20 protein-coding genes are annotated in these 21,023 nt (G+C 63.8%); 6 read left to right on the top strand and 14 right to left on the bottom strand.

Translation table 11 applies throughout. From position 1 onward, the window contains the following. Positions 1 to 12: 12 nt before the first annotated feature. The 6 genes from folK to dksA form a co-directional block, all read right to left on the bottom strand. The gene (gene folK / locus QD208_RS12235) at positions 13 to 510 is read right to left on the bottom strand and encodes a 2-amino-4-hydroxy-6-hydroxymethyldihydropteridine diphosphokinase (RefSeq protein WP_043333416.1); all 498 of its coding nucleotides are present in this window, start codon (positions 508 to 510) and stop codon (positions 13 to 15) included. Between the two features lie 46 nt (positions 511 to 556). Further along, on the bottom strand, positions 557 to 1,957 hold the full coding sequence (gene pcnB, locus QD208_RS12230; protein ID WP_043333418.1) for a polynucleotide adenylyltransferase PcnB: 1,401 nt from the start codon (positions 1,955 to 1,957) through the stop codon (positions 557 to 559). 129 nt (positions 1,958 to 2,086) lie between these two features. Beyond that, entirely contained in the window at positions 2,087 to 2,593 is a 507-nt protein-coding gene (locus tag QD208_RS12225) for a hypothetical protein (RefSeq protein ID WP_152965404.1), read from the bottom strand. Between the two features lie 491 nt (positions 2,594 to 3,084). After that, positions 3,085 to 4,695 carry a sigma 54-interacting transcriptional regulator gene (locus QD208_RS12220; protein ID WP_279836964.1) on the bottom strand — a complete coding sequence of 537 codons (1,611 nt, stop codon included), beginning with the start codon at positions 4,693 to 4,695 and terminating at the stop codon, positions 3,085 to 3,087. 132 nt (positions 4,696 to 4,827) lie between these two features. Next, positions 4,828 to 5,763 carry a tRNA glutamyl-Q(34) synthetase GluQRS gene (gluQRS, locus tag QD208_RS12215; RefSeq protein WP_279836963.1) on the bottom strand — a complete coding sequence of 312 codons (936 nt, stop codon included), beginning with the start codon at positions 5,761 to 5,763 and terminating at the stop codon, positions 4,828 to 4,830. A gap of 134 nt (positions 5,764 to 5,897) precedes the next feature. Further along, on the bottom strand, positions 5,898 to 6,335 hold the full coding sequence (gene dksA, locus QD208_RS12210; protein ID WP_043333424.1) for an RNA polymerase-binding protein DksA: 438 nt from the start codon (positions 6,333 to 6,335) through the stop codon (positions 5,898 to 5,900). A 275-nt stretch (positions 6,336 to 6,610) separates the two neighbouring features. Between dksA and QD208_RS12205 the strand changes: the two genes are divergently transcribed. Further along, the gene (locus QD208_RS12205) at positions 6,611 to 7,795 is read left to right on the top strand and encodes an aminotransferase class I/II-fold pyridoxal phosphate-dependent enzyme (RefSeq protein WP_054556453.1); all 1,185 of its coding nucleotides are present in this window, start codon (positions 6,611 to 6,613) and stop codon (positions 7,793 to 7,795) included. After that, positions 7,795 to 8,637 (top strand): DNA/RNA nuclease SfsA, encoded by an 843-nt coding sequence (gene sfsA / locus QD208_RS12200; protein WP_279836998.1) that lies wholly within the window; start codon positions 7,795 to 7,797, stop codon positions 8,635 to 8,637. The genes QD208_RS12205 and sfsA overlap by 1 nt, the downstream gene beginning before the upstream one ends. A gap of 91 nt (positions 8,638 to 8,728) precedes the next feature. Here the strand turns inward: sfsA and QD208_RS12195 are convergent, their stop codons facing one another. Then, positions 8,729 to 9,061, bottom strand: a complete 333-nt coding sequence (locus QD208_RS12195; RefSeq protein WP_192839093.1) for a Rieske 2Fe-2S domain-containing protein — start codon at positions 9,059 to 9,061, stop codon at positions 8,729 to 8,731. 185 nt (positions 9,062 to 9,246) lie between these two features. Here QD208_RS12195 and QD208_RS12190 point away from each other — a divergent pair, with 185 nt between their 5' ends. Continuing rightward, positions 9,247 to 10,329 (top strand): ChaN family lipoprotein, encoded by a 1,083-nt coding sequence (locus tag QD208_RS12190; RefSeq protein WP_279836962.1) that lies wholly within the window; start codon positions 9,247 to 9,249, stop codon positions 10,327 to 10,329. Positions 10,330 to 10,489: 160 nt separating this feature from the next. Here the strand turns inward: QD208_RS12190 and QD208_RS12185 are convergent, their stop codons facing one another. From QD208_RS12185 to QD208_RS12160, 6 genes are all read right to left on the bottom strand, one after another. Beyond that, on the bottom strand, positions 10,490 to 10,981 hold the full coding sequence (locus QD208_RS12185) for a hotdog domain-containing protein (RefSeq protein WP_279836961.1): 492 nt from the start codon (positions 10,979 to 10,981) through the stop codon (positions 10,490 to 10,492). Between the two features lie 249 nt (positions 10,982 to 11,230). Next, on the bottom strand, positions 11,231 to 11,845 hold the full coding sequence (metW, locus tag QD208_RS12180; RefSeq protein WP_279836960.1) for a methionine biosynthesis protein MetW: 615 nt from the start codon (positions 11,843 to 11,845) through the stop codon (positions 11,231 to 11,233). Beyond that, positions 11,838 to 13,031, bottom strand: coding sequence for a homoserine O-acetyltransferase (locus QD208_RS12175; RefSeq protein ID WP_279836959.1), 1,194 nt, complete (start codon positions 13,029 to 13,031; stop codon positions 11,838 to 11,840). The genes metW and QD208_RS12175 overlap by 8 nt, the downstream gene beginning before the upstream one ends. Positions 13,032 to 13,300: 269 nt before the next feature. Next, a complete protein-coding gene (locus QD208_RS12170; protein WP_043333437.1) occupies positions 13,301 to 13,882 on the bottom strand; it encodes a YggT family protein in 582 nt (193 codons plus the stop codon). Between the two features lie 149 nt (positions 13,883 to 14,031). Continuing rightward, positions 14,032 to 14,874 (bottom strand): pyrroline-5-carboxylate reductase, encoded by an 843-nt coding sequence (proC, locus tag QD208_RS12165; RefSeq protein ID WP_279836958.1) that lies wholly within the window; start codon positions 14,872 to 14,874, stop codon positions 14,032 to 14,034. 88 nt (positions 14,875 to 14,962) lie between these two features. Then, positions 14,963 to 15,715: a YggS family pyridoxal phosphate-dependent enzyme gene (locus tag QD208_RS12160; protein ID WP_279836957.1), complete on the bottom strand. Its 753-nt coding sequence runs from the start codon at positions 15,713 to 15,715 to the stop codon at positions 14,963 to 14,965. 195 nt (positions 15,716 to 15,910) lie between these two features. On the opposite strand from QD208_RS12160, the gene QD208_RS12155 reads away from it, so the two are divergent. Both QD208_RS12155 and QD208_RS12150 read left to right on the top strand, forming a co-directional pair. Then, positions 15,911 to 16,942 carry a type IV pilus twitching motility protein PilT gene (locus QD208_RS12155; RefSeq protein ID WP_043333445.1) on the top strand — a complete coding sequence of 344 codons (1,032 nt, stop codon included), beginning with the start codon at positions 15,911 to 15,913 and terminating at the stop codon, positions 16,940 to 16,942. Positions 16,943 to 17,081: 139 nt separating this feature from the next. Next, positions 17,082 to 18,236 carry a PilT/PilU family type 4a pilus ATPase gene (locus tag QD208_RS12150; RefSeq protein WP_043333447.1) on the top strand — a complete coding sequence of 385 codons (1,155 nt, stop codon included), beginning with the start codon at positions 17,082 to 17,084 and terminating at the stop codon, positions 18,234 to 18,236. Between the two features lie 90 nt (positions 18,237 to 18,326). On the opposite strand, the gene QD208_RS12145 is transcribed toward QD208_RS12150, so the two are convergent. Further along, complete coding sequence (locus QD208_RS12145; protein ID WP_279836956.1) at positions 18,327 to 19,475, bottom strand: anhydro-N-acetylmuramic acid kinase; 1,149 nt, start codon at positions 19,473 to 19,475, stop codon at positions 18,327 to 18,329. Between the two features lie 155 nt (positions 19,476 to 19,630). On the opposite strand from QD208_RS12145, the gene tyrS reads away from it, so the two are divergent. Then, complete coding sequence (tyrS, locus tag QD208_RS12140; protein WP_279836955.1) at positions 19,631 to 20,839, top strand: tyrosine--tRNA ligase; 1,209 nt, start codon at positions 19,631 to 19,633, stop codon at positions 20,837 to 20,839. The last annotated feature ends 184 nt before the right edge of the window (positions 20,840 to 21,023 follow it).

The raw sequence follows: 21,023 nt of genomic DNA, 5'->3' as shown, positions 1-21,023 counted from the left end.
GATGGCGAAACTCTACTCCTGAGGTCCGAGGGGGAGCAAGTCATCGCCCTCAACTCGAGACGCCAGTGTTTCGAGATTCTCCTCGCCCAGCACGCTGAGGCGCTGCGGGCCCAGCAGGTCAGCCAACGGACGCATCACGAAACCACGTTTGAGCATTTCGCGATGGGGCACGACGAGACGCGGCGTCGAGATCCTGCTGTCATTGAAGAGCAGCAGGTCCAGATCCAGCGTGCGGGGGCCCCAGTGACGCAGCCGCACGCGGCGATGCTGCTGTTCCAGGGCTTGCAGTTGATCGAGCAGGGCGAGGGGAGACAGGCGGGTCGATAGCTCGGCGACGGCATTGACGAAGTCGGGCTGGTCCTGCGGGCCGACCGGCTTGCTGGCATACAGGCGAGAATGTCGCGTGCAGCGGGTCAGCGGCAGCCGGTCGAGAGCCTCAAGCGCGCGCTCCAGTTGAGCGCGCGGATCGTCAAGATTGGCACCGAGGCCAATCAAGGCTGTCGAAATCATGCGGAGTTCCTGCGTGGAGACGGCAGTGGCTCAGACGAGCCACTGCTCAGCCCTGGCCGCGACCATTGCGCCGACGCTTGCCGCGACGCTTGGTGCCGACCGGCTTGCTGCCGGCGGGGCCTTCATCGGAGACACCTTCGATCATCGTGACCTGGGTGCGAGCATCGACTTCCTGGAAGTCGGTCCACCACTTGCCCAGCCCCGGCTTCACTTCGCCGGCGAATTCGCGCAGCAGCAGGAAGTCGTAGGCGGCGCGGAAGCGCGGATGCTCGCGGGTCTGGAAGGCGCGCTTGCCACGACGGCGCGGCAACTTGGCCTGCATGTCCCAGATCTCGCGCATCGGAATGCTGAAGCGCTTCGGGATCGAGGTATGGTTGAGCTGGCGAGCGATCGCCTGCTGGGCCGCCTGGTGGGCTGCCGGAATATCGGGCATGCCACTGGCGATCAGCTGGTCGGTACGCGCCTTGACGCCCGGCCACAGCAGGGCGGCATACAGGAAGGCCGGCGTGACCGGCTTGTCTTCGCGGATGCGGTCGTCCGTGCTGGCCAGCGCCTTCTCGATCAGCGGCATGGACCAGTGATAATGCGCGAAGCTCTCTTCCGTCTCGGGGAACAGCATCTGGAATAGACCAAACTCACGCAGGAGATGGAAGGTTTCCAGTGCATAGCCGGACATGAACAGCTTGAGCACTTCCTCGAACATGCGCGCCGGCGGAATCTGCAGCAGCAGCGGGGCCAGTTCGTACATCGGTTCGGCCGTGGCCTCCTCGATGTCGAAGTCCAGCTTGCCGGCGAAGCGGACGGCACGCAGCATGCGCACCGGATCTTCGCGATAGCGTGTTTCCGGGTCACCGATCAGGCGAATCATGCGCGCTTCGATATCGCGTACACCATTGGCCCAGTCATGGATCGTGAAGTCGGACACGTCGTAATAGAGGGCATTGATCGTGAAGTCGCGGCGCAGCGCGTCCTCCTCGATGGAGCCGAAGACGTTGTCACGCAGCAGCATGCCGTCTTCCGACTGCTGGGTATGCTGGCTGGGCGTGCTATCGGCCGGCTTGCCGCGGAAGGTGGTGACCTCGATCACCTCACGACCGAAGCGCACGTGCACGATACGGAAACGACGGCCAATGATGCGGGCATTGCGGAACAGCTCGCGGACCTGTTCCGGCGTGGCGTTGGTGGCCACGTCGAAGTCCTTGGGGCGTTGTCCGAGCAGGGCATCACGGATACAGCCACCGACCAGATAGGCCTGATATCCACCGCTTTGCAGGCGATAGAGTACCTTCAGCGCATTCTCGCTGAGCTGGCGGCGGGACACGGGATGCTCATCCCGCGGTATCACACGCAGGCTGGGCAATGGGGCCGCGGGCGCGTCAGTTGCATTGAAAAGCGTCTTCAAGCGGTCACCGGGGCGTTGTAGAAAGCGGGTAAATCCTTTGAGCATGCAGCGATTCGACTCGTGCGTGGCAGGCCGCCCAGTGTAGCCGAGGGCAGATACCTTGGCAAAGCGCCGGTCTGCCATCCAGGGGCCGACTCTGCACTTCAAGGCGTCTGACGAGGCGAAAATCACCTCTCAGACAAGGAAAAAGGGAGACCGATCACTCGGTCTCCCTTGCAGGTAGGGTACACGCATCCTTGAGCGGATGTTCTTTTTCGTGATGGCGCATCGCCCTGAATACGCACCACAGTCACAAATCAATGCAGACAGATCCTTCGTGTTGCAGATCATGTTGTTGTTGTCTGGCTGTCTGTTCGGTGACCATCTCGTATTCAAAACAATCTTCCATTCACCGACGGCTGAGTAGCCTCCCCCCGCGAGTTGTTGTTGTTTCGGGGGTGATCCGGGGTCGAGCCTGTTGTTCTTGTTGGTGCTCGAGGCCGGATTCGTCGCGTCCTGGTCAGTAGATTCCGGACTGCCGATATCTTGTTGTTGTTGGATCGGCGGATGATGAACTGCGGCCGTTTGTTCTTGTTTTGGCTCTTGCCTGTCACCACTCATGTAGTGAGGCATGCGGTTCATCATCAATGTCACGCGCTCGACGGGTATTGTTCTTGTTGGTGTCGAGGGTTTTCGAAGCATTGCGCGTTCTTGTTGTTGTTGGGCGCGCTTCGTATTTCCGGTTGTTCTTTTTCTTGACCGTGTTATTGCATCGGATGTGCCACAGCTTAAAAAAAACCAGCAATTCAGTCATTTAGACATAGGTCGCTGAGACGTGAGGTGTAGAGAGGTGCGAGGTGTTACCTGACGTGGCCATTGGTGCGCTGGATGGGGTCATGATTTGGGGTCGATGGTAACAATTGGTGCGAAGGTCTAACGAAGTGCCTTGCAAGCTAATGATTGAGCTGGGTTTTTTGCGAGTCTTTCGACACTAAAGTCTAGCGATGCCCTCGATGATGCGGGGATCTGTGGCAGGCAAGGTGGCGCCGCAGGCGGGTTGCTCGCTCGGGAGGGCACCTGCATGGTGCAGTGACTTCAGCGCAGTGACTTCAGCGCAGTGACTTCAGCGCAGTGACTTCAGCGCAGTGACTTCTGTGCGCCAGCGTCAGTGCTCCAGCTTCATTGCGCCGACGTCAGTTTGCGGGAGAGCTGCGGCGGCCCTTGCGACGTGGTATGCCCAGGCGCTGACGTCGCTCCCAGAGGTTCTTGCGGCTGATGCCGAGGCGGCGTGCGAGCTCGGTCTCGCTCATGTGGTCCTGATGCTCGAGTACGAAGTGCTGGAAGTAGTCCTCCAGCGAGAGGTCTTCCTCCTCACCGGCGTCGCCGACCACCGAGAGGCCGCTGCGTGGGGTGTCCGCAGGCGGTGGCTGGCCCGTGTCCTGTTGGCCGGCCGTGGGCTGACCTGTCACAGGCGCTGAGGCCGTCTCGGGACTTGCGTCCCTGGCGGCGCCTTTCACTGTGCCTTTCATCGACCCTTTCATTGCTCCTTTCGCCGCCCCTTTGCCCGCTGTCTTCGGCGCCTGAGCAGTGGATGGGGGCACCGGGTCTGCCGTTGCGGCGGGCGCTGCCTGAAGCGGCTGCCCTGAGGGCGTGCGCAGGCCGAGGTCTTCCGGGGCGATGATGCGGCGCTCCGCCAGGATGACGCCCCGCTCGAGGGCGTTTTCCAGCTCACGGACATTGCCGGGCCAGGCGTAGTGATGGATTTCCTGTCGCGCCCGCTGAGAGAGTCGCATGCCGTCCCGACCATGCTTGCGGGCGATGCCGGCCAGCAGGTGCTCGGCCAGTTCCAGCACGTCATCGCCGCGCTCACGCAGGGGCGGCAGGTCGATCTCCATCACGTTCAAGCGGTAGTAGAGATCAAGGCGGAACTCGCCGCTGGCCGAGAGCTGATGCAGGTTGCGATGGGTCGCGGCGATGAGGCGGATGTCGACGTAGCGTGTCTCGATCGCCCCTACGCGGCGAATCTCGCCCTCCTGCAGCACTCGCAGCAGGCGCGCCTGGGCATCCAGTGGCAGTTCGCCGATCTCATCCAGAAACAGCGTGCCGCCGTCGGCGGCTTCGATCAGACCGGTGCGCGAGCTGGTGGCGCCGGTGAAGGCGCCTTTTTCATGGCCGAACAGCTCGGACTCGATCAACGTCTCGGGAATGGCGGCGCAGTTGACGCAGATCAGCGGCGCCTGATGGCGTTCGCTCTGACGGTGAATGGCGCGTGCGACCAGCTCCTTGCCGGTGCCGGACTCACCGAGCACCAGCACGGTGACATCGGCAGGCGCAACCTTGCGGATGCGGTTATAGACCTGTTGCATGGCGCGACAATGGCCAATCATCTCCACCGGCTTGTTGGCTGTGCCAGCATGCGCCTGGGGAGGAGGGGGCGCGGCGCTCGGCGCCCCCTGGCGTGGCAGCGACAGCGCATCTCGCACGCTGCGCGCGAAGGCCTGCTGATCGAACGGCTTGGGCAGATAGTCGGCTGCCCCCGCCTTCAGACAGCCGATGGCGGCGTGCAGGCTGGGGTTGTCGGCCAGCAGCAGCACGGGAGTTGGCTGGCTGGCGCGCAGGATCGGGTCGGCATGCTCTCCGGCCAGTTCGCTGTCGCAGATCACCAGCGCGAAGTCGGCAGGGTGCTGCAGACGGGCATCCTCCAGGCCGCTGGCCTGCACCACGTCGTGACCCTCGCGCTCCAGCAGATGCTGCAGCGTGTTGCGCGAAGCACCTTCCTTTTCGACGATCAGAATCCGGGCCATGGGGTGATGTCGCTCGCCTGAGGGTGTGCATGAGGGAATGACTGTCGTTCGAGTCTGTCCTGTTCCCACAGGGGAGGCAATCCGACAATCGTGGCTGTTGTCAGGCGTCCCGAGTGCATGGCGTGCCTGGTCTCAGCTTCCCTCAGAGGTCCTTGCCATTGGAGCAGTGGCCGCACTGAGTGACGGCGCGGTGCCGACCGCCGCGAGTGACCAGCGAGGAGTGGCGTGGGCGAGTTGTTCAGCGGGGCTGGCGGTCGCCAGTTCGGGTGGCGGCGCCTGACCGAGCAGCGTCAGGGTATGGTGCAGCAGTGTTCGAATCGCGCTGGCGTCTTCCGGCAGGGCCGGCGCCAGATTCTGCTTGGAGAGTTTCTGGCCATTGTCGGCGGTGATCAGCGGCAGGTGCGTCAGGCGGGGCATCGGCAGGTCGAGCGCGGCCTGCAGCAGACGTTGCCAGGGGCTGTTGTCGAGCAGATCCAGCCCGCGCACGACATCGGTGATGCCCTGCTCGGCGTCATCCACCACCACGGCCAGCTGATAGGCCCACAGGCCATCGCGTCGCTTGAGCACCACATCGCCGAGTGCGGCGAGATCCAGCTGGACCGCGCCCTGCAGGCGGTCCTGCCAGCCAGCGATGGCCCGGGCGCCGCCGAAGCGCTCTGCCGCACGCACATCCAGCCGCCAGGCATGCTCGCCCGTGGGAGGTTCGGCTCGCTCTCGGCACCAGCCGGGGTAGATGGCGTGCTCGCGCCACTGCTTGCGCGAGCAGTCACACGGGTAGGCGATACCACTGGCCTTGAGTTGCACGAGTGCCTCGGCGTAGGCGGCGTGACGCTGGCTCTGATAGCGGAGCTCGCCATCGCGCTGCAGGCCGAAGGCATCCAGCTGGCGCAGGATGGTATCAGCGCTCCCGGCGGGGCAGCGCGGCGGGTCGATATCCTCGATACGCACCAGCCACTCGCCGCCGTGATAGCGGGCATCGAGATAGCTGGCGACGGCGGCCAGCAGTGAGCCCGCATGCAGCGGGCCGGAAGGGGTAGGGGCAAAGCGGCCACGGTAGGCGGTAGGCATGTGGGCTCCGTCATCCTTCGTGGTGGGGAATTCGCAGGCAGCAGGGCCTGAACGCATACGGGCACCGCTCCGAGGAGGGTGCCCGTATGGGGGATGAGGGCGACGGCCTGACGTCGCTTCATCGACAGCAGGGCTTAGCGGCCCAGCTGCTTTTCCTTCAACTCGGCCAGCGTCTTGCAGTCGACACACTGGGTAGCGGTCGGACGTGCTTCCAGACGACGAATGCCGATCTCGACGCCGCAGGCTTCGCAGAAGCCGTAGTCGTCTTCATCGATGTTCTCGATGGTCTCGTTGATCTTCTTCAGCAGCTTGCGCTCGCGATCACGTGTTCTCAGTTCGAGGCTGAAGCCTTCTTCCTGAGTGGCACGGTCTGCAGGGTCCGCGTAGTTGTTGGCATCTTCCTGCAAGTGACGCACGGTGCGATCGACCTCTTCCATCAGCTCCTGTTTCCAGTCCAGCAGGATCTGACGGAAGTGCGCTAGCTGCTTCTCGTTCATGTACTCTTCACCCGCTGCCGGCTCATACGGGGTGAATTTCTTAAGCGCTTCCGGCTTGGTTTCAGCTAAGGGCATGGGACCGCCTCATTCCGCAAGGTGACTTGGGCCGTCGACAGTCTGTTGCACTGCCTCCTTGGCCACGGCGAGGGGGCTGTCCTGACTGCTGCCCTCGCGAGAAGATCAGCTTATTTAGCGTAAAAATGACAAGTTTGCAACCGATCTCCGACGATAGTTTGTAGCGGGCAGTGGTCCGGCGTGTACCGGCAAACACCGATTTTCCTGCACGAAGGGGCTGGGAATGGGCCTTGGCAGGCGCCTAGAATGAAGCTCCCATCCTGAGGAGTGTTGTCATGCCGTTTGCCCGCCGTCTTGAATCCGTCGCTGCCTTTCGCGTGATGACGCTGCTGGAAGCCGCCCAGGCACGCGAGGCCGCGGGCCATGACGTCATTCATCTGGAAGTGGGTGAGCCCGACTTCCCGACCCCCGCGCCGGTGATCGCCGCCGGGCAGGCGGCGCTGGCGGCCGGTCAGACGCGCTACACCCCTGCCTGCGGCCTGCCGGCCCTGCGCGAGGCCATCGCGGCAGACTATCAGCGCCGCCACGGCGTCACGGTGTCGCCCTCCCGTATCATCATCACGCCCGGCGCCTCCGGTGCCTTGCTGCTGGCCACATTGCTGTGCGCCGAACGTGGCGACAGCGTGTTGATGGCCGACCCGACCTACCCCTGCAATCGCCACTTCATGGGCCTGGTGGATGCCCAGCTGGATGTGGTGCCCGTCAATGCCGAGAGTGGCTGGCAGCTGACCGCCGAACTTGCCGATGATTTCTGGCGCGAGAACACGCGGGCCGTGATGGTGGCATCGCCCTCCAATCCCACCGGACACGTGCTGTCGCCCGAGGAATTGAAGGCGCTGGGCGAGCTGTGCCAGACGCGTGATGCGCACCTGCTGGTGGATGAGATCTATCAGGGACTGACCTATGGCGTGCCTGCGCACACCGCACTGGCGGAGTGCCCCGATGCCTTCGTCATCAACAGCTTCTCGAAATACTTCGGCATGACGGGCTGGCGGCTGGGCTGGCTGGTGGCGCCGGAAGCGGCGGTCGAGCCATTGTCACGCCTGGCGCAGAATGTCTTCCTGGCTGCCTCGACGCCTGCCCAGCATGCGGCGCTGGCGGCCTTCACGCCGGAATGCGAAGCAGAGCTCGAGCGTCGTCGGCAGGTGCTGGAAGCCCGCCGTGGCGTGCTGCTGGCCGGGCTCGAACGCCTGGGGCTGGCGCCGTCGGTGCCGCCGCAGGGCGCCTTCTACGTCTGGCTGGATATCTCGCATCTGAGTGATGACAGCGAGGCCTTCTGCCGCGCACTGCTGGAAGAAGAGAATGTCGCCATCACGCCGGGCACGGACTTCGCGCTGGCTGAAGGGCGTCGCCATGTGCGTATCGCCTTCACCGCCGATGAGGCGCGTCTGCGCGAGGCCCTGGCCCGCATGGAGCGCTTCCTTGAGCGGCGTGCCACTCAGGCGGGAGTGTCGGCTTGATGGTGCTTGAGGGGCTGTATCGTGGTCGTCTGATCCGGCGCTACAAGCGCTTCTTCGCCGAGGTAGAGCTGCTCGAGGGTGAGCGGGCCGGTGAAGTGGTGACGGCGCATTGCCCGAATACCGGCTCGATGCGCGCGGTGTGCGTTGAAGGCTGTGAGGTATGGCTGTCGCCGTCCGACAACCCCAAGCGCAAGCTCGCCTGGACCTGGGAGCTGATTCGCCTGCCCCTGGATCCGCCCGGCGCTGACGGCCGGCGTGAGGCCTTGGTGGCGGTGCATACCGGACGTGCCAATGCCCATGTCGAGGCGGCGCTGCAGCAGGCAAGCGTCAGCGTGCTGCACGACATGGGGCTCGCCGACTTTGCGCGCCTCAAGCGCGAGTCGCGTGTCGAGGTCCTGCTGCCGGGCAATGACATCCCGGAGTGCTCACGGCTCGATTTCCAGATGTGGCCGAAGAAGGAGGGCGCGGCCTCGATCTATCTGGAGGTCAAGCAACTGACGCTGCGTGAAGCCGACGGTCACGGCTATTTCCCGGACTCGGTGAGTACGCGTGCGCAGCGCCATCTGGCCAGCCTCGCGGCGCTGGTCGCAGCAGGCCACCGCTGCGTGCTGGTGTTCTGCGTCGCCCATGACGGGATCGAGGATGTCGCACCGGCGGCGCATCTCGACCCGGCCTACGCGCAGGCCTTTGCCCGGGCGCAGGCCGCCGGTGTCGAGGTAGTGGCGCTGGGCATGCAGATCACGCTCGAGGAGTCTCTTTCAGATGCGGGTCAGCCGCTGTGGCGAGCAAGACTGGGCCTGACACGCGCGCTGCCACTGCATGACGCGCGCTTTGCTGGCTGATCAGGTCGCGGGCGCTCAGCCTGTCAGTCAGCGCTCGTCTCTCTCTATAATCTCTCCATCATCTCTCTATAATCTCTCCATCATCTCTCTATCATCTCTCTATCATTTCTCCACCGCTGCCTGCGGCCTCCCACAGCAGCAGCTGTGCTGGTGAGGTGTCGTTGTGCACCAGCTCAACGTCCAGCGCGGTCAAGCGTTGGCCGACGCAGGGCCCGCTGATGCAGGTGCCGTGATGCGGTTCGAAACAGGCCTGATGGCGGTGGCAGAGGATCAAGCCGCCGGTCGCGTCCATGTAGGGATCGCCAGTCTCGTCCTCGGTCAGCATTCGGCTGCCCTGGTGCGGGCAGCGGTCGAGGAAGGCGCGCGGGCCGTCGGGTTGCATCACCAGCAAGGCCGGACGGCCATCATCGAGTGTCAGTGTCATGCTGCGGCCGACGGGCAGTGGTGGCAGCGGCAGTCTCAAGCACAGCCTGGATGAGGGCCCTTGGGGGAGTGTTGGTGGCCTTTCGGACATGAGGGGGCTCGCATCGGGTATCATGGCAGCGTTGGCACGCTCTCTTGTGGTCTTTTACCGTGTCTTGCCGCTTCCTTCCATGCCGGGTCATCTTCATGTCGCTATTTCGCCGCTCGATCACTTCCAGCTTCCGCTCCAGCAACGAATCCGAGACGCCTGAGCGTGCGGCCGGGGTGAGCCGTCGCCAGTTGCTGGCTGGCATGGTCGCCTCGGCGGGCGGGCTTTCCGTGCTGGGTACGGCACTGAGCAGCCCGCTCGCACAGGCCGCTCAGCCGGCCAACGGACCGTTGCCACCGCTGCCGGCCTGGCATGACCCCAAGGCATCCCACCCGTTGCTGGGCAGCATTCTGGTCGCGGAGGGCAATCGTCGTCTGTCGCCAGCGGCGCTGGTCGATTGGAGTCAGGCGCACTCGATGGTGCTGCTGGGCGAGCATCACGACAATCCGGACCATCACCAGCTGGAACGCTGGTTGATCGATGCGCTGGTCGCGCGGCGTCAGCTGGGCGGTGTGGCGCTGGAGATGCTGGACACGACCCAGGATGCCGCCTTGTCGCTGGCCAACCGCACCTCGCTTGCGGTCGCCGGATTGCCGGATGACGAGCTTCAGCAGTTGCTGGCCTGGAATGCGCGCTGGCCCTTTACCGACTACGCCCCCCTGCTGCGCGGAGCGCTGGACAGTGGCGCGCCACTGGCCTCTGCCAGCCTGTCGGCGGCACAGCTGGAGGCCAGCATGGCACCGGGACAGTCGCCGTTGGCGCTGCCGGAAGCGGTACTGCGTCTGCAGCGTGAGGCACTGGATGAAGGCCATTGCGGCCTGCTGGGCGCAGAGCGCCTGGATGCGATGCTGCGTGCGCAGCTGGCGCGTGATCAGCAGATGGCAGAACGCCTGGAGGGCCTGGCGGCCGATGGCGCCACCAGCCTGCTGGTGTGTGGCTCCGGTCATGCCCGTCGCGATATCGGCGTGCCGCGTTGGCTGGACGGCAGCACGCTGTCCGTGGCGCTGATGCCGGTGGCCTGGGATGACGCGGGCCAGCCGCTGACACATCTCACCGATTATCTGCCCGAAAGCGCCGGTGCGGCGCCGGCCTATGATCTGGTGTGGTTCACGCCGGCGACGGCGCCAGTCGCGGATGCCTGTGAAGGCCTGCGTGAGACGATGCAGACGACCGTCAGCTAGCGGCCAGGCAGCGCCTGGAAGTCAGTCAGGTTCTAGGCATCAGCAACACAACTGCGGCCTGAATTGCCGGCATGAAAAAAGGCACCTCTCGGAGGTGCCTTTTTCGTTGGTGCGACCTGCGTGGCGCGACCTGCGAGGCGCGACCTGAAGAGCGCCGCGATCAGGCGTTCTTGAGATCCGACGCGCTGTCGGCACGACGACGTGGTGCCTTCTGCGGCGTCTCGTCGTTGTGACTGTCGTTATGGCTATCGTTGCTGCCGGCCTGCTCCCGGAAGCGGTCTTCGATATAGGTGATGCGCGTGCGGCCGTGGGGCACCGGCTTGAAGTCGGCATCGACGCTGACCAGCACGATGCGGTCGATGGTCAGGATACGCTCGCGGGTGATCTTGTTGCGGATCTCGACGCACAGCGAGATCGAGGTGCGACCGAAGGCGCTGGCGGTGATACCCAGCTCGATGATGTCGCCCTGACGCGCGCTGGAGACGAAATTGATCTCCGACATGAACTTGGTGACCACGCGCGAGGTGCCCAGCTGGACGATGGCGTAGATGGCCGCTTCTTCATCGATCCAGGCCAGCAGGCGTCCACCGAACAGGGTGCCGTTGGGGTTGAGATCTTCAGGCTTGACCCACTTGCGGGTATGGAAGTTCATGCACTCTCTCCTCGGGATGCCGGCGCACCTCACCGGAAGTGCGAGCCGTGATCCTCAGCTGCGTTTACCCCGAAAGTATATAGACTTTAGTTGCGACTGTCTGTGCATGGCCCGGATAGCGCAGCGCTATCGCGGCGCGGAAGAATTGCTGGCGTCATGACGCGAAACGGCCGACAGGAGTGTCCTGTCGGCCGTTTTCTTGCGGTGCCTGGCGCTTGGTCTGTGGCGACTGCTGTAGGGTGCCTGAACTCAGCGCTGGTCGGGCGGGCAGTTGTCGCGACAGACGCGGAAGATGGCCACTTCCCCGAACAGATTCGGCCACCAGGTCGCCGCCGGGTGTGACTCGTGATCGCCGTTGCCGACCGCGCGGTCGATGATCTTGAGGCCCTGGGCGCGACACAGGCGCTCGAAGTCCGCGAAGGTCGACAGGTGGATGTTCGGCGTGTCGTACCAGGCGTGAGGCAGCGATTTGGAGACTGGCATGCGGCCCTTCATGCCCAGGTGCAGGCGGTGACGCCAGTAGGCGAAGTTGGGGAAGGTGATGATGGCCTCACGCGAGACACGCATCATCTCCTCCAGCGCACGGTCCGGGCGACGCAGTACCTGCAATGCCTGGGACATCACCACGCGATCGAAGGTGTCGTCGGCGAAGTTGGCCAGGCCGTCATCGACATTCTGCTCGATGACGTTCACGCCACGGGCGACACAGGCACTGATGTTGTCGGGGTCGATCTCCAGGCCATAGCCGAAGACCTGCTTGGTCTCCTTGAGGGAGGCCAGCAGGGTGCCGTCACCGCAGGCGAGGTCCAGCACGCGCGCGCCTTCGGGAATCCAGTCATGAATCTGGGCGAGGTCGTTACGCATGGCTGGTCTCCTGGGTGCTCGGCTTTTGCGTGGCTGGCGCGCCACAGGCGTGGTCGTAAGCGCGAATCAGGAAGTTGCCCAGCACCGTCTCGTAGCGTTCGCCCGGCAGCAGGAAGGCATCATGGCCGTGCGGCGAGTCGATGTTGGCGTAGCTGACCGACTTGCCGGCATGGATCATGGCATTGACCAGCTCGCGAGAGCGTGACGGCGCGAAGCGCCAGTCGGTGGTGAAGCTGACCACCAGTACCGGGCAGCTGATCGGCGCCATGGCCGCGGACAGGTCATCGCCTGCCGTGGCGGCAGGATCGAAGTAGTCGAGCGCCTTGGTCATCAGCAGGTAGGTATTGGCATCGAAGGCGGTGGAGAAGGTGTCGCCCTGATGGCGCAGATAGCTCTCGACCTGGAAGTCGACGTCGTAACCGAAGTTGAGGCGGTCCTGACGCAGATCACGCCCGAACTTGGTGCCCATCGAATGCTCGGAAAGATAGGTGATGTGACCGACCATGCGCGCCAGCTTGAGGCCGCGCTTGGGCACGGCATCGACACGCGAGTACCAGCCGTCATGGAATTCCGGGTCAGAGCGAATCGCCTGACGCGCGACTTCATTGAAGGCGATGTTCTGCGCCGAGAGTTTCGGCGTGCAGGCGATGATGGCGACATGACCGACGCGATCAGGGTGGTCCATCACCCACTGCAGCGCCTGCATGCCACCCAGCGAGCCACCGACCACTGCCGCGAAGCGGGTGATGCCGAGAGACTCGGCGAGGCGCTTCTGGCTCTCGACCCAGTCCGGCACGGTCACCAATGGGAAGTCAGGCCCCCATTGCTCGCCCGTCTCCGGGTTGATCGAGGTCGGGCCGGTGCTGCCGTGGCAGCCGCCGATGTTGTTCAGCGCGATGACGAAGAAGCGCGAGGTATCAATGGGCTTGCCGGGGCCGATGTAGTCGTCCCACCAGCCAGGCTTGCGGTCGCTCATGGCGTGATAGCCGGCCGCATGATGGTGGCCGGTGAGGGCATGACAGATCAGGATGGCGTTGCTGGCGTCCGCGTTCAGCTCGCCGTAGGTCTCGTAGACCAGCGAGTACTGCTCGAGGCGTCTGCCGCAGGCCAGCTCCAGCGGGGTATTGAAGTGGGCAGTCTGAGGCGTGACGAGACCGACCGAATCCGGGGGCAGGGAATCAGGCATCGTGGTGAAGGTTTCCAGCATCATGTCCAGCAGAGTGTTCGGGGCAAGGCCCGTGTCCGGGGCGCGAAGCCGCGGTGATGCGCCTTGTGGGCGTCTCGTGCACCGTGGTTCTGGCTTCGGCCGAGGGCTCACTCTAGCACAGCGTGCGCACGCGTGATCCAGTGAGACGCGATGCAAGAGCGCCCGCCACAGGAGTCCGTGGCGGGCGCTGATCTCGTCGGCCGGTGCGCTGGGCGCGTGCGAGCCAACCTTGCTGGCGGAGCGCCGGCTTAACTGAAGGCGCTGCGCAGCATGCCCAGTGACGGCAGGGTCTGGTTGATCAGGCTGCCGACCAGGTTGAGCGCGATGAACACGAAGATCGGGGACAGATCGAGCATGCCGATCGACGGAATCACCTTGCGCACCGGCTTCATGATCGGATCGACCAGCTGGTGGACCAGGATGGCGCCCGGGTGGTTGGCCTGCGGTGCGACCCACGACAGGATGATCATCGCGATCAGGGCGAAGAAGTAGATGTTGATGATGCTGTCGAGAATGGTGCCCAGCGCCGTCAACGCGATGAAACCGACCGGCAGCATGCCGCCACCGAACAGGGCGCCGATCGCGACCAGTACCAGACTGACGACGATGAAGGCCGCGGCCAGGGTGGCGATGTCGAAGCGACCCAGCGGGCGCAGGATGCCCTGCAGCGGGGCCACCAGCGGGTTGGTCGCCTTGACCACTGACTGGGTGACCGGGTTGTAGAAGTCCGCGCGGGACAGCTGCAGCAGGAAGCGCAGCATCAGGATGTAGACAAACAGTTGCAGCAGGATGGTGACCAGCTGAAGTCCGATATTACCCATAGCACCCATGGGGCTTTCCTTAAGACGGTGAGAAGTGGGCGCGCGATAGTGCACGCGTCATGCCGCTAGCATGCCAACAACAGATGAACAGCGCATGATGGCCTGTTGTGACCCGGGCTGCCAGCGGCCTGCAGGAGTTGTCAGTGGGGCAGAGGCTGTCAGCGATCCAGCTCGCGGGCAAGCTCGGCGGCGCGCACGCTGGAGGCCTTGGCGGCGCGCTCGACGATATCGCGCAGGCCATCCTCCTCGAAGCTGTTGACGGCGCGCTCCGTGGTGCCATTCGGCGAGCACACGCGGCGGCGCAGCTCGGCAGGCTCATGCTCGCTGGAGAAGGCCATCTCGGCGGCACCGCGGGCGGTCTGGATCGCCAGGCGGCGCGCGGTCTCGGCGTTCAGCCCCAGCTCGATGCCTGCCGCTTCGAGTGACTCGATGAACAGGAAGAAGTAGGCCGGGCCGGAGCCGGAAATGCCGGTGACGGCTTCCAGCAGACCTTCTTCCTCGACCCACTCGACGATACCGACCGCAGTCAGCATCTCATCCATCAAGCCGCGTTGCTCCTCCGTCACCTGGGCGGTGGCATAGAGGCCGCTGGCACCGACACCGACCAGTGACGGCGTGTTGGGCATGCAGCGGATGATGGCGAGGTCGCCGCCCAGCCAGCGCTCGAGGCTGTCGCAGGTGATGCCGGCCGCGACCGAGACGATCAGCGGCTTGCGGTTCTGCACCGCAGGGGTCAGCGCCTGGCAGACGTCATGCATCATCTGCGGCTTGACGCCCAGCACCACCACATCGGCTTGCGAGACGGCGTAGGCATTGTCCTGGGTCGTGCTCACGCCGTAGCGCTGCTTGAGGGCATCGAGTGTCTCGCGCGAGCGAGCCGTGGCGATGATGCGGTCCGCGGGATAGCCGGCATCGACCATGCCGCCGAAGATGGCGCTGGCCATGTTGCCGGCGCCGATGAAGGCGATGGTGCGCGGTGTAGCGGTGCTCTGGTGCGTCATGCGGTGCTCCTGATCATTCAGTGGGAGGGCTGGCGGCAAGCTCGAGAGCCTTGCGTGAGCGTTGGGCTTGCATCAGCGAGCGTTGGACTCAGTGGACGTGGGAATAGTCACGTGCGCCGAAGATGGCAGTGCCGAGGCGTACCAGTGTCGCACCTTCGGCGACGGCGGCCTCAAGATCCGCGCTCATGCCCATCGAGAGCGTATCGAGCCGGGCCTGCGGGTAGCTGGCGGCGGGGAAGCGCGTCTGCAGTTGTTCCAGCAGCTCGCGCAGCTGGCGGAAGGGCGCACGGCGCTCGGTCTCACTGGCATCGGCGGCGCAGGGGGCCGGAATCGCCATCAGGCCGCGCAGACGCAGTCCGGGCAGCGCGATCACCGTCTCGGCCAGCGCCAGCAGTTCCTGCGGTGCCACGCCAGCCTTGGAGGCTTCGCCGGAGATGTTGACCTGCAAGCAGACATCGAGCGCGCCCAGTTCACCGGGGCGCTGCTCGCTCAGGCGGCGTGCGATCTTCTCGCGTTCCACGGTATGCACCCAGGCGAAGTGCTCGGCAATGGCGCGCGTCTTGTTGGACTGGATGGGGCCGATGAAATGCCATTCGATATCGGTGAGGTCCGACAGCGCCTGCTGCTTGTCCAGCGCTTCCTGCAGATAGTTCTCGCCGAAGGCCCGCTGGCCGGATTGCCAGGCTGCGCGCACCAGCGTGGCGGGTTTGGTCTTGCTGACGGCCAGCACTTGCGCCGAATCAGCGTTGCGTTTACTTGTCTGCAATGCCTTTTCCAGCCGCGCGCGGGCCTCTAGGATACACTGGGTAACACAAGCTTCGTCGTCGGGGACTGCGGTCATGCGGCTCGGCTCCAGAATTTGCGGAACAACCTGGCGATGGCTGGCACGGTATCAGGCGTGTCATCAACAGCATGAGCGTGACAGGCCTGGTGACATGGTGCCCATCGCACTATCTACTGAAGAGCCACTTCACACTTTCACCAGAGTACACAAGACTCGTTGGTACAAGAGCTTCGGTCTTCGCGAGGGAACTGCATGGATATTACCGAACTGCTGGCTTTTTCGGCAAAACAGAACGCGTCGGATCTTCACCTGTCCGCTGGTTTGCCACCGATGATTCGTGTCGACGGTGATGTGCGGCGCATCAACGTGCCGTCAATGGATGACAAGCAGGTGCGCGCGCTGATCTACGAGATCATGAACGACAAGCAGCGCCGTGACTTCGAGGAATTCCTCGAGACCGATTTCTCCTTCGAGGTGCCGGGTGTCTCGCGCTTTCGTGTCAACGCCTTCCATCAGGGGCGTGGCGCGGGGGCCGTCTTCCGTACCATCCCCTCGGAAGTGCTGACGATGGAGGATCTGGGGCTCGGTGAAGCCTTCCGCAAGATGTGCATGCTGCCGCGCGGCCTGATTCTTGTCACCGGGCCGACCGGCTCCGGTAAATCCACCACGCTGGCGGCGATGGTCGATTACATCAACGAGAACAAGTACGACCACATCCTCACCATCGAGGACCCGGTGGAATTCGTGCACCAGTCCAAGCGGTGTCTGGTCAACCAGCGTGAAGTGCACCGTGATACCCACGGCTTCGCGCCCGCGCTGCGTTCGGCGCTGCGTGAAGACCCGGATGTCATTCTGGTCGGCGAGCTGCGAGATCTCGAGACCATCCGCCTGGCGCTGACCGCGGCCGAGACGGGCCACCTGGTATTCGGCACCCTGCACACCACCTCCGCGACCAAGACCGTCGACCGTATCATCGACGTCTTCCCCGGCGAGGAGAAGTCGATGGTGCGCTCGATGCTGTCCGAGTCCCTGCAGGGCGTCATCGCCCAGACACTGCTCAAGAAGATCGGCGGTGGCCGAGTGGCGGCTCACGAGATCATGATCGCGACGCCTGCCATTCGTAACCTGATCCGCGAGGACAAGGTGGCGCAGATGTATTCCTCCATCCAGACCGGTGGCGCCCTGGGCATGCAGACACTGGATGCAGCGCTGACGCGTCTGTTGGCGGAAGGGCTGGTGACCAATGAAGATGCTCAGGCGAAAGCCAAGGGCTTGTTGAGCTGAATTCGCCAGGAGTACCGACAATCACGTTGCAGGTAGGTGGGGCAGGGGCCGGAACACGTCAACTTTCCAGGTTCATGGGACGGCATTTCAGCGCGAGGCCTTGGGCGCGACTCTCAAGGCGCATATCGGGATACAACTCATGACTCCTCATGAATGGCTGCATGAACTTCTGCAGTTGATGGTCAGCAAGGGCAGCTCGGACCTGTTCATCTCCACCGGCACACCGCCGCAGATGAAGGTCAATGGCCGCATGGTGGCGCTGGGTGACAAGAAGCTGAGTGTCGATCAGGTGAGAGAGCTGGTGCTCGCACCGATGAGTGACATGCAGCGCGAGCGCTTCGAGGAAGAACGCGAGGCCAACTTCGCGCATAGCTTGCCGGGAGTCGGGCGCTTCAGGATCAGCGCGTTCTACCAGCGCAGCCAGATGGGCATGGTGATTCGCCGCATCCAGCTGTCGATTCCCAGCCTGGAAGAGTTGCGGCTGCCGGAGATCATCAAGGGGCTTTCCGAGACCAAGCGTGGTCTGGTGATCTTCGTCGGCGGCACCGGCGCCGGCAAGTCGACCTCGCTGGCGGCGATGATCCAGCACCGCAACCAGACCTCGAGCGGGCACATCATCTGCATCGAAGACCCGATCGAGTATATCCACCCTCACCAGCGCTCCATCGTGACGCAGCGTGAAGTGGGGATCGATACCGAGTCCTTCGAGGTGGCGCTGCGCAATACGCTGCGTCAGGCGCCGGACGTGATCATGATCGGCGAGATCCGCTCGCGTGAGACCATGGAGCACGCGCTGACATTCGCCGAGACCGGTCACCTGTGTCTTGCGACGTTGCATGCCAACAATGCCAACCAGGCGCTGGACCGCATCATCCACTTCTTCCCGGAGGAGCGTCATGAACAGGTGTGGATGGATCTGTCGCTGAACCTCAAGGGCATCGTGGCCCAGCAGCTGTTGCCTCACAAGAGTGGCAACACCACCCAGCGCGTGCCGGCCATAGAGGTGATGCTGCGTTCGCCGCTGATCGTCGACCTGATCCGCAAGGGCGCGGTGGTCGAGATCAAGGACGTCATGAAGCGCTCGCAGCAGCAGGGCATGATGACCTTCGATCAATCGCTGTACGCCTTGCATCAGCAGGGCTTGATCACCGAGGAAGTGGCATTGGCGCATGCCGATTCCGCCAATGACCTGCGCCTGATGATCAAGTTCGGTGATTCCGACAGCGCCCAGGAAGCCCAGCTGGATGTCCTGAATGCCGCCAGTCGCTTCTCGCTGCAAGGGGATGACGACTGAGGCGTGTCGGTGATGTTGGCGTAGAGATCGGCCAATCAAGAGCCGCCCTTCTTCTGAGGAAGAGGGCGGCTTTTTCGTATCCGATGAGGATCAGCGAGCGTAGAGGCCGCCCAGCACTCTCGGGCCGTTCGCGCCGGTCACGCTGGGCAGGTTGCCGGGGCGCTCCAGTACTCTGCGCGCCGCGAGCCAGGCAAAGGCGCTGGCTTCGAGCAGGTCTGCGTTCCAGCCCATGTCAGCGCAGGACACGAGGGGCGTCGCTTGCTCGCCTTGCGCCAGGCGTTGCTCCAGCTGAGTGAGCAGGGCGCCATTGCGTGCCCCACCACCGCAGGGAGTCAGCGCAGCCAGTGACACGCCGGTCTGCTCCAGTGCCCGCACGATGCTCTCGACAGTCAGGCTCAGGAGCGTGGCCTGCACGTCGGCCGGTGCCTCGTCGCCGGTCAGGTGCTGTGCCAACCAGTCGAGATGGAAGTCTTCGCGGCCAGTGCTCTTGGGAAGTGGTCGGCGGAAGTAATCGGCCGACAGCAATCTCTCGAGCAAGTCAGGGATCACCTTGCCGCTGGCGGCCCATTGGCCGTCCTGATCCACCGCGGTGCCACGATGGCGCGCATGCCAGGCGTCCAGTAGGCAGTTGGCGGGGCCGGTATCGAAGCCGATGACGTCAGCCGTGGAGTTCTGAGGGGGAAGTAACGTCAGATTGGCGATGCCGCCCAGGTTGAGCAGCCCATGCCATTGGTCTGGCTGACTGAAAAGAGCAGCGTGGAAGGCGGGCGCCAGCGGGGCCGCCTGACCGCCGGCGGCCAGGTCACGGCGCCGGAAGTCAGCGACGACGGAAATGCCGCACAGCTCGGCCAGCAGACTGGGGTTGTCGAGCTGCAGGGTGTAGGGCGTGTGGCATGGCCGGTCGCTGAAACCGTAGGGGCGATGCTCGATGGTCTGGCCATGGCTGCCAATGGCCGCGATATCGTCTGCACTCAGTTGCTGGCGGGTCAGCAAGCGCGTCACCGCGCTGGCGGCCAGTTCGGCCAACGCCTGCTCGGCGGCGGCGAGATCGGCGAAGCATGCCTCATCGCAATGCATCAGCTGCCAGAGCCGAGTCCGCAGTGTCTCGGGCAGTGGCAGGTCGAGCCCATCAATGAAGCGAATCCGTTCGTGGTCTGGCGAGGAGGGGGTGATATCGAGCAAGGCGATATCGAGTCCGTCCAGGCTGGTGCCGGTCATCAAGCCAAGGTAGAGCGCCATTGGGGGTCTCCCGATCATTGGGGGCGTGCAACAGGGGCGTGAAGCTTGTGAGCACGCCGCTCTGCGGCAGGGGGTGCATGCCATGCTCGTCATGCTAACATTCTGGGCCAACATGCCCCGTTACGAGGGGAGCAGCAACGGTCAGAGAGGGCAGGATGAGCGACAAGTCAGTAGTGGAAGCGCTGGAGATCATCAAGCGCGGTACCGATGAGGTGCTGGTCGAGGAAGAGCTGATCAAGAAGCTCGAGTCCGGGCGCAAGCTCAAGGTCAAGGCAGGCTTTGATCCGACGGCGCCGGACCTGCACCTCGGTCATACGGTGCTGATCAACAAGCTGCGCCAGCTGCAGGACCTCGGTCACGAGATCATCTTCCTGATCGGTGATTTCACCGGCCGCATCGGCGACCCCACCGGCAAGAGCGTGACGCGCAAGCCGCTGACCGAAGAGGACGTGAAGGCCAACGCCCTGACGTATCAGGAGCAGGTCTTCAAGATCCTCGACAAGGAGAAGACGCGCATCGCCTTCAACTCCGAATGGATCAACAAGCTCTCCGCGGGTGACATGATCGAGCTGGCGGCCTCCAGCACGGTCGCGCGCATGCTCGAGCGTGACGATTTCGACAAGCGCTATAACGGCAATCAGCCGATCTCCATCCATGAGTTTCTCTACCCGCTGATCCAGGGGTATGACTCCGTGGCACTGGAAGCGGACATCGAGCTTGGCGGCACCGACCAGAAGTTCAATCTGCTGATGGGGCGTGAGCTGCAGCGCCAGCGCGGCCAGGAGCCGCAGGTCGTGATCACCATGCCGATCCTCGAGGGCCTGGATGGTGTGCAGAAGATGTCCAAGTCGCTGGGCAACTACATCGGCATCAACGACCGCCCGGGCGAGATGTTCAACAAGATCGTCTCCATGCCGGATTCGCTGATGTGGCGTTACTTCGAGCTGCTGTCGCTGCGTCCTCTCGATGAAGTGAAGGCGCTGATGGCCAGCATCGATGACGGTGCCAACCCGCGTGATATCAAGATGGAGCTGGCGCGCGAGCTGGTGGCACGCTTCCACGATGAAGAAGCGGCGGCGACGGCACACCTTTCCAGCGGCAATCAGCTGGCCGACGGCGAGCTGCCGGCGGACATGCCGGATGTCACCGTCAGCCTGGAGGGCGCCGAGGTGGCGCCGATCGCGGCGGTCATCAATCGCGCGGGCCTGGCCAACAATAGTGCCCAGGCCAAGGACATGCTCAAGAATGGTCGCGTGAAAGTGGATGGCGAAGTGGTCGAGCCTTCCTATATGGCACCTTTCGATACCGCCATCGTCATCCAGGCGGGCAAGAAGCGCTACGCGAGAGTGACCGTGACGCGCTGAGGTGCTGAGGGATTCTGAAAGGTATTGAGAAGACGCTGGCGTATGTCGCCTCCCGTTCGGCCCCACCAGACATGGTGGGGCCGAACGCGTTGTGAGCGCCTGACATCACCGCGGCGAGATTCTCTCAAGAAAGCCCTTGCCCTCACGGCGGTTCGTGCGTAAAGTACGCATCCGCTGCCGGGGA

Origin of the sequence: Cobetia sp. 29-18-1 (assembly GCF_029846405.1) — a bacterium.
Lineage (GTDB): Bacteria > Pseudomonadota > Gammaproteobacteria > Pseudomonadales > Halomonadaceae > Cobetia > Cobetia amphilecti.
Note: the sequence above shows the minus strand (reverse complement) of the source record. Positions and strands in the feature narration are given on the sequence as shown.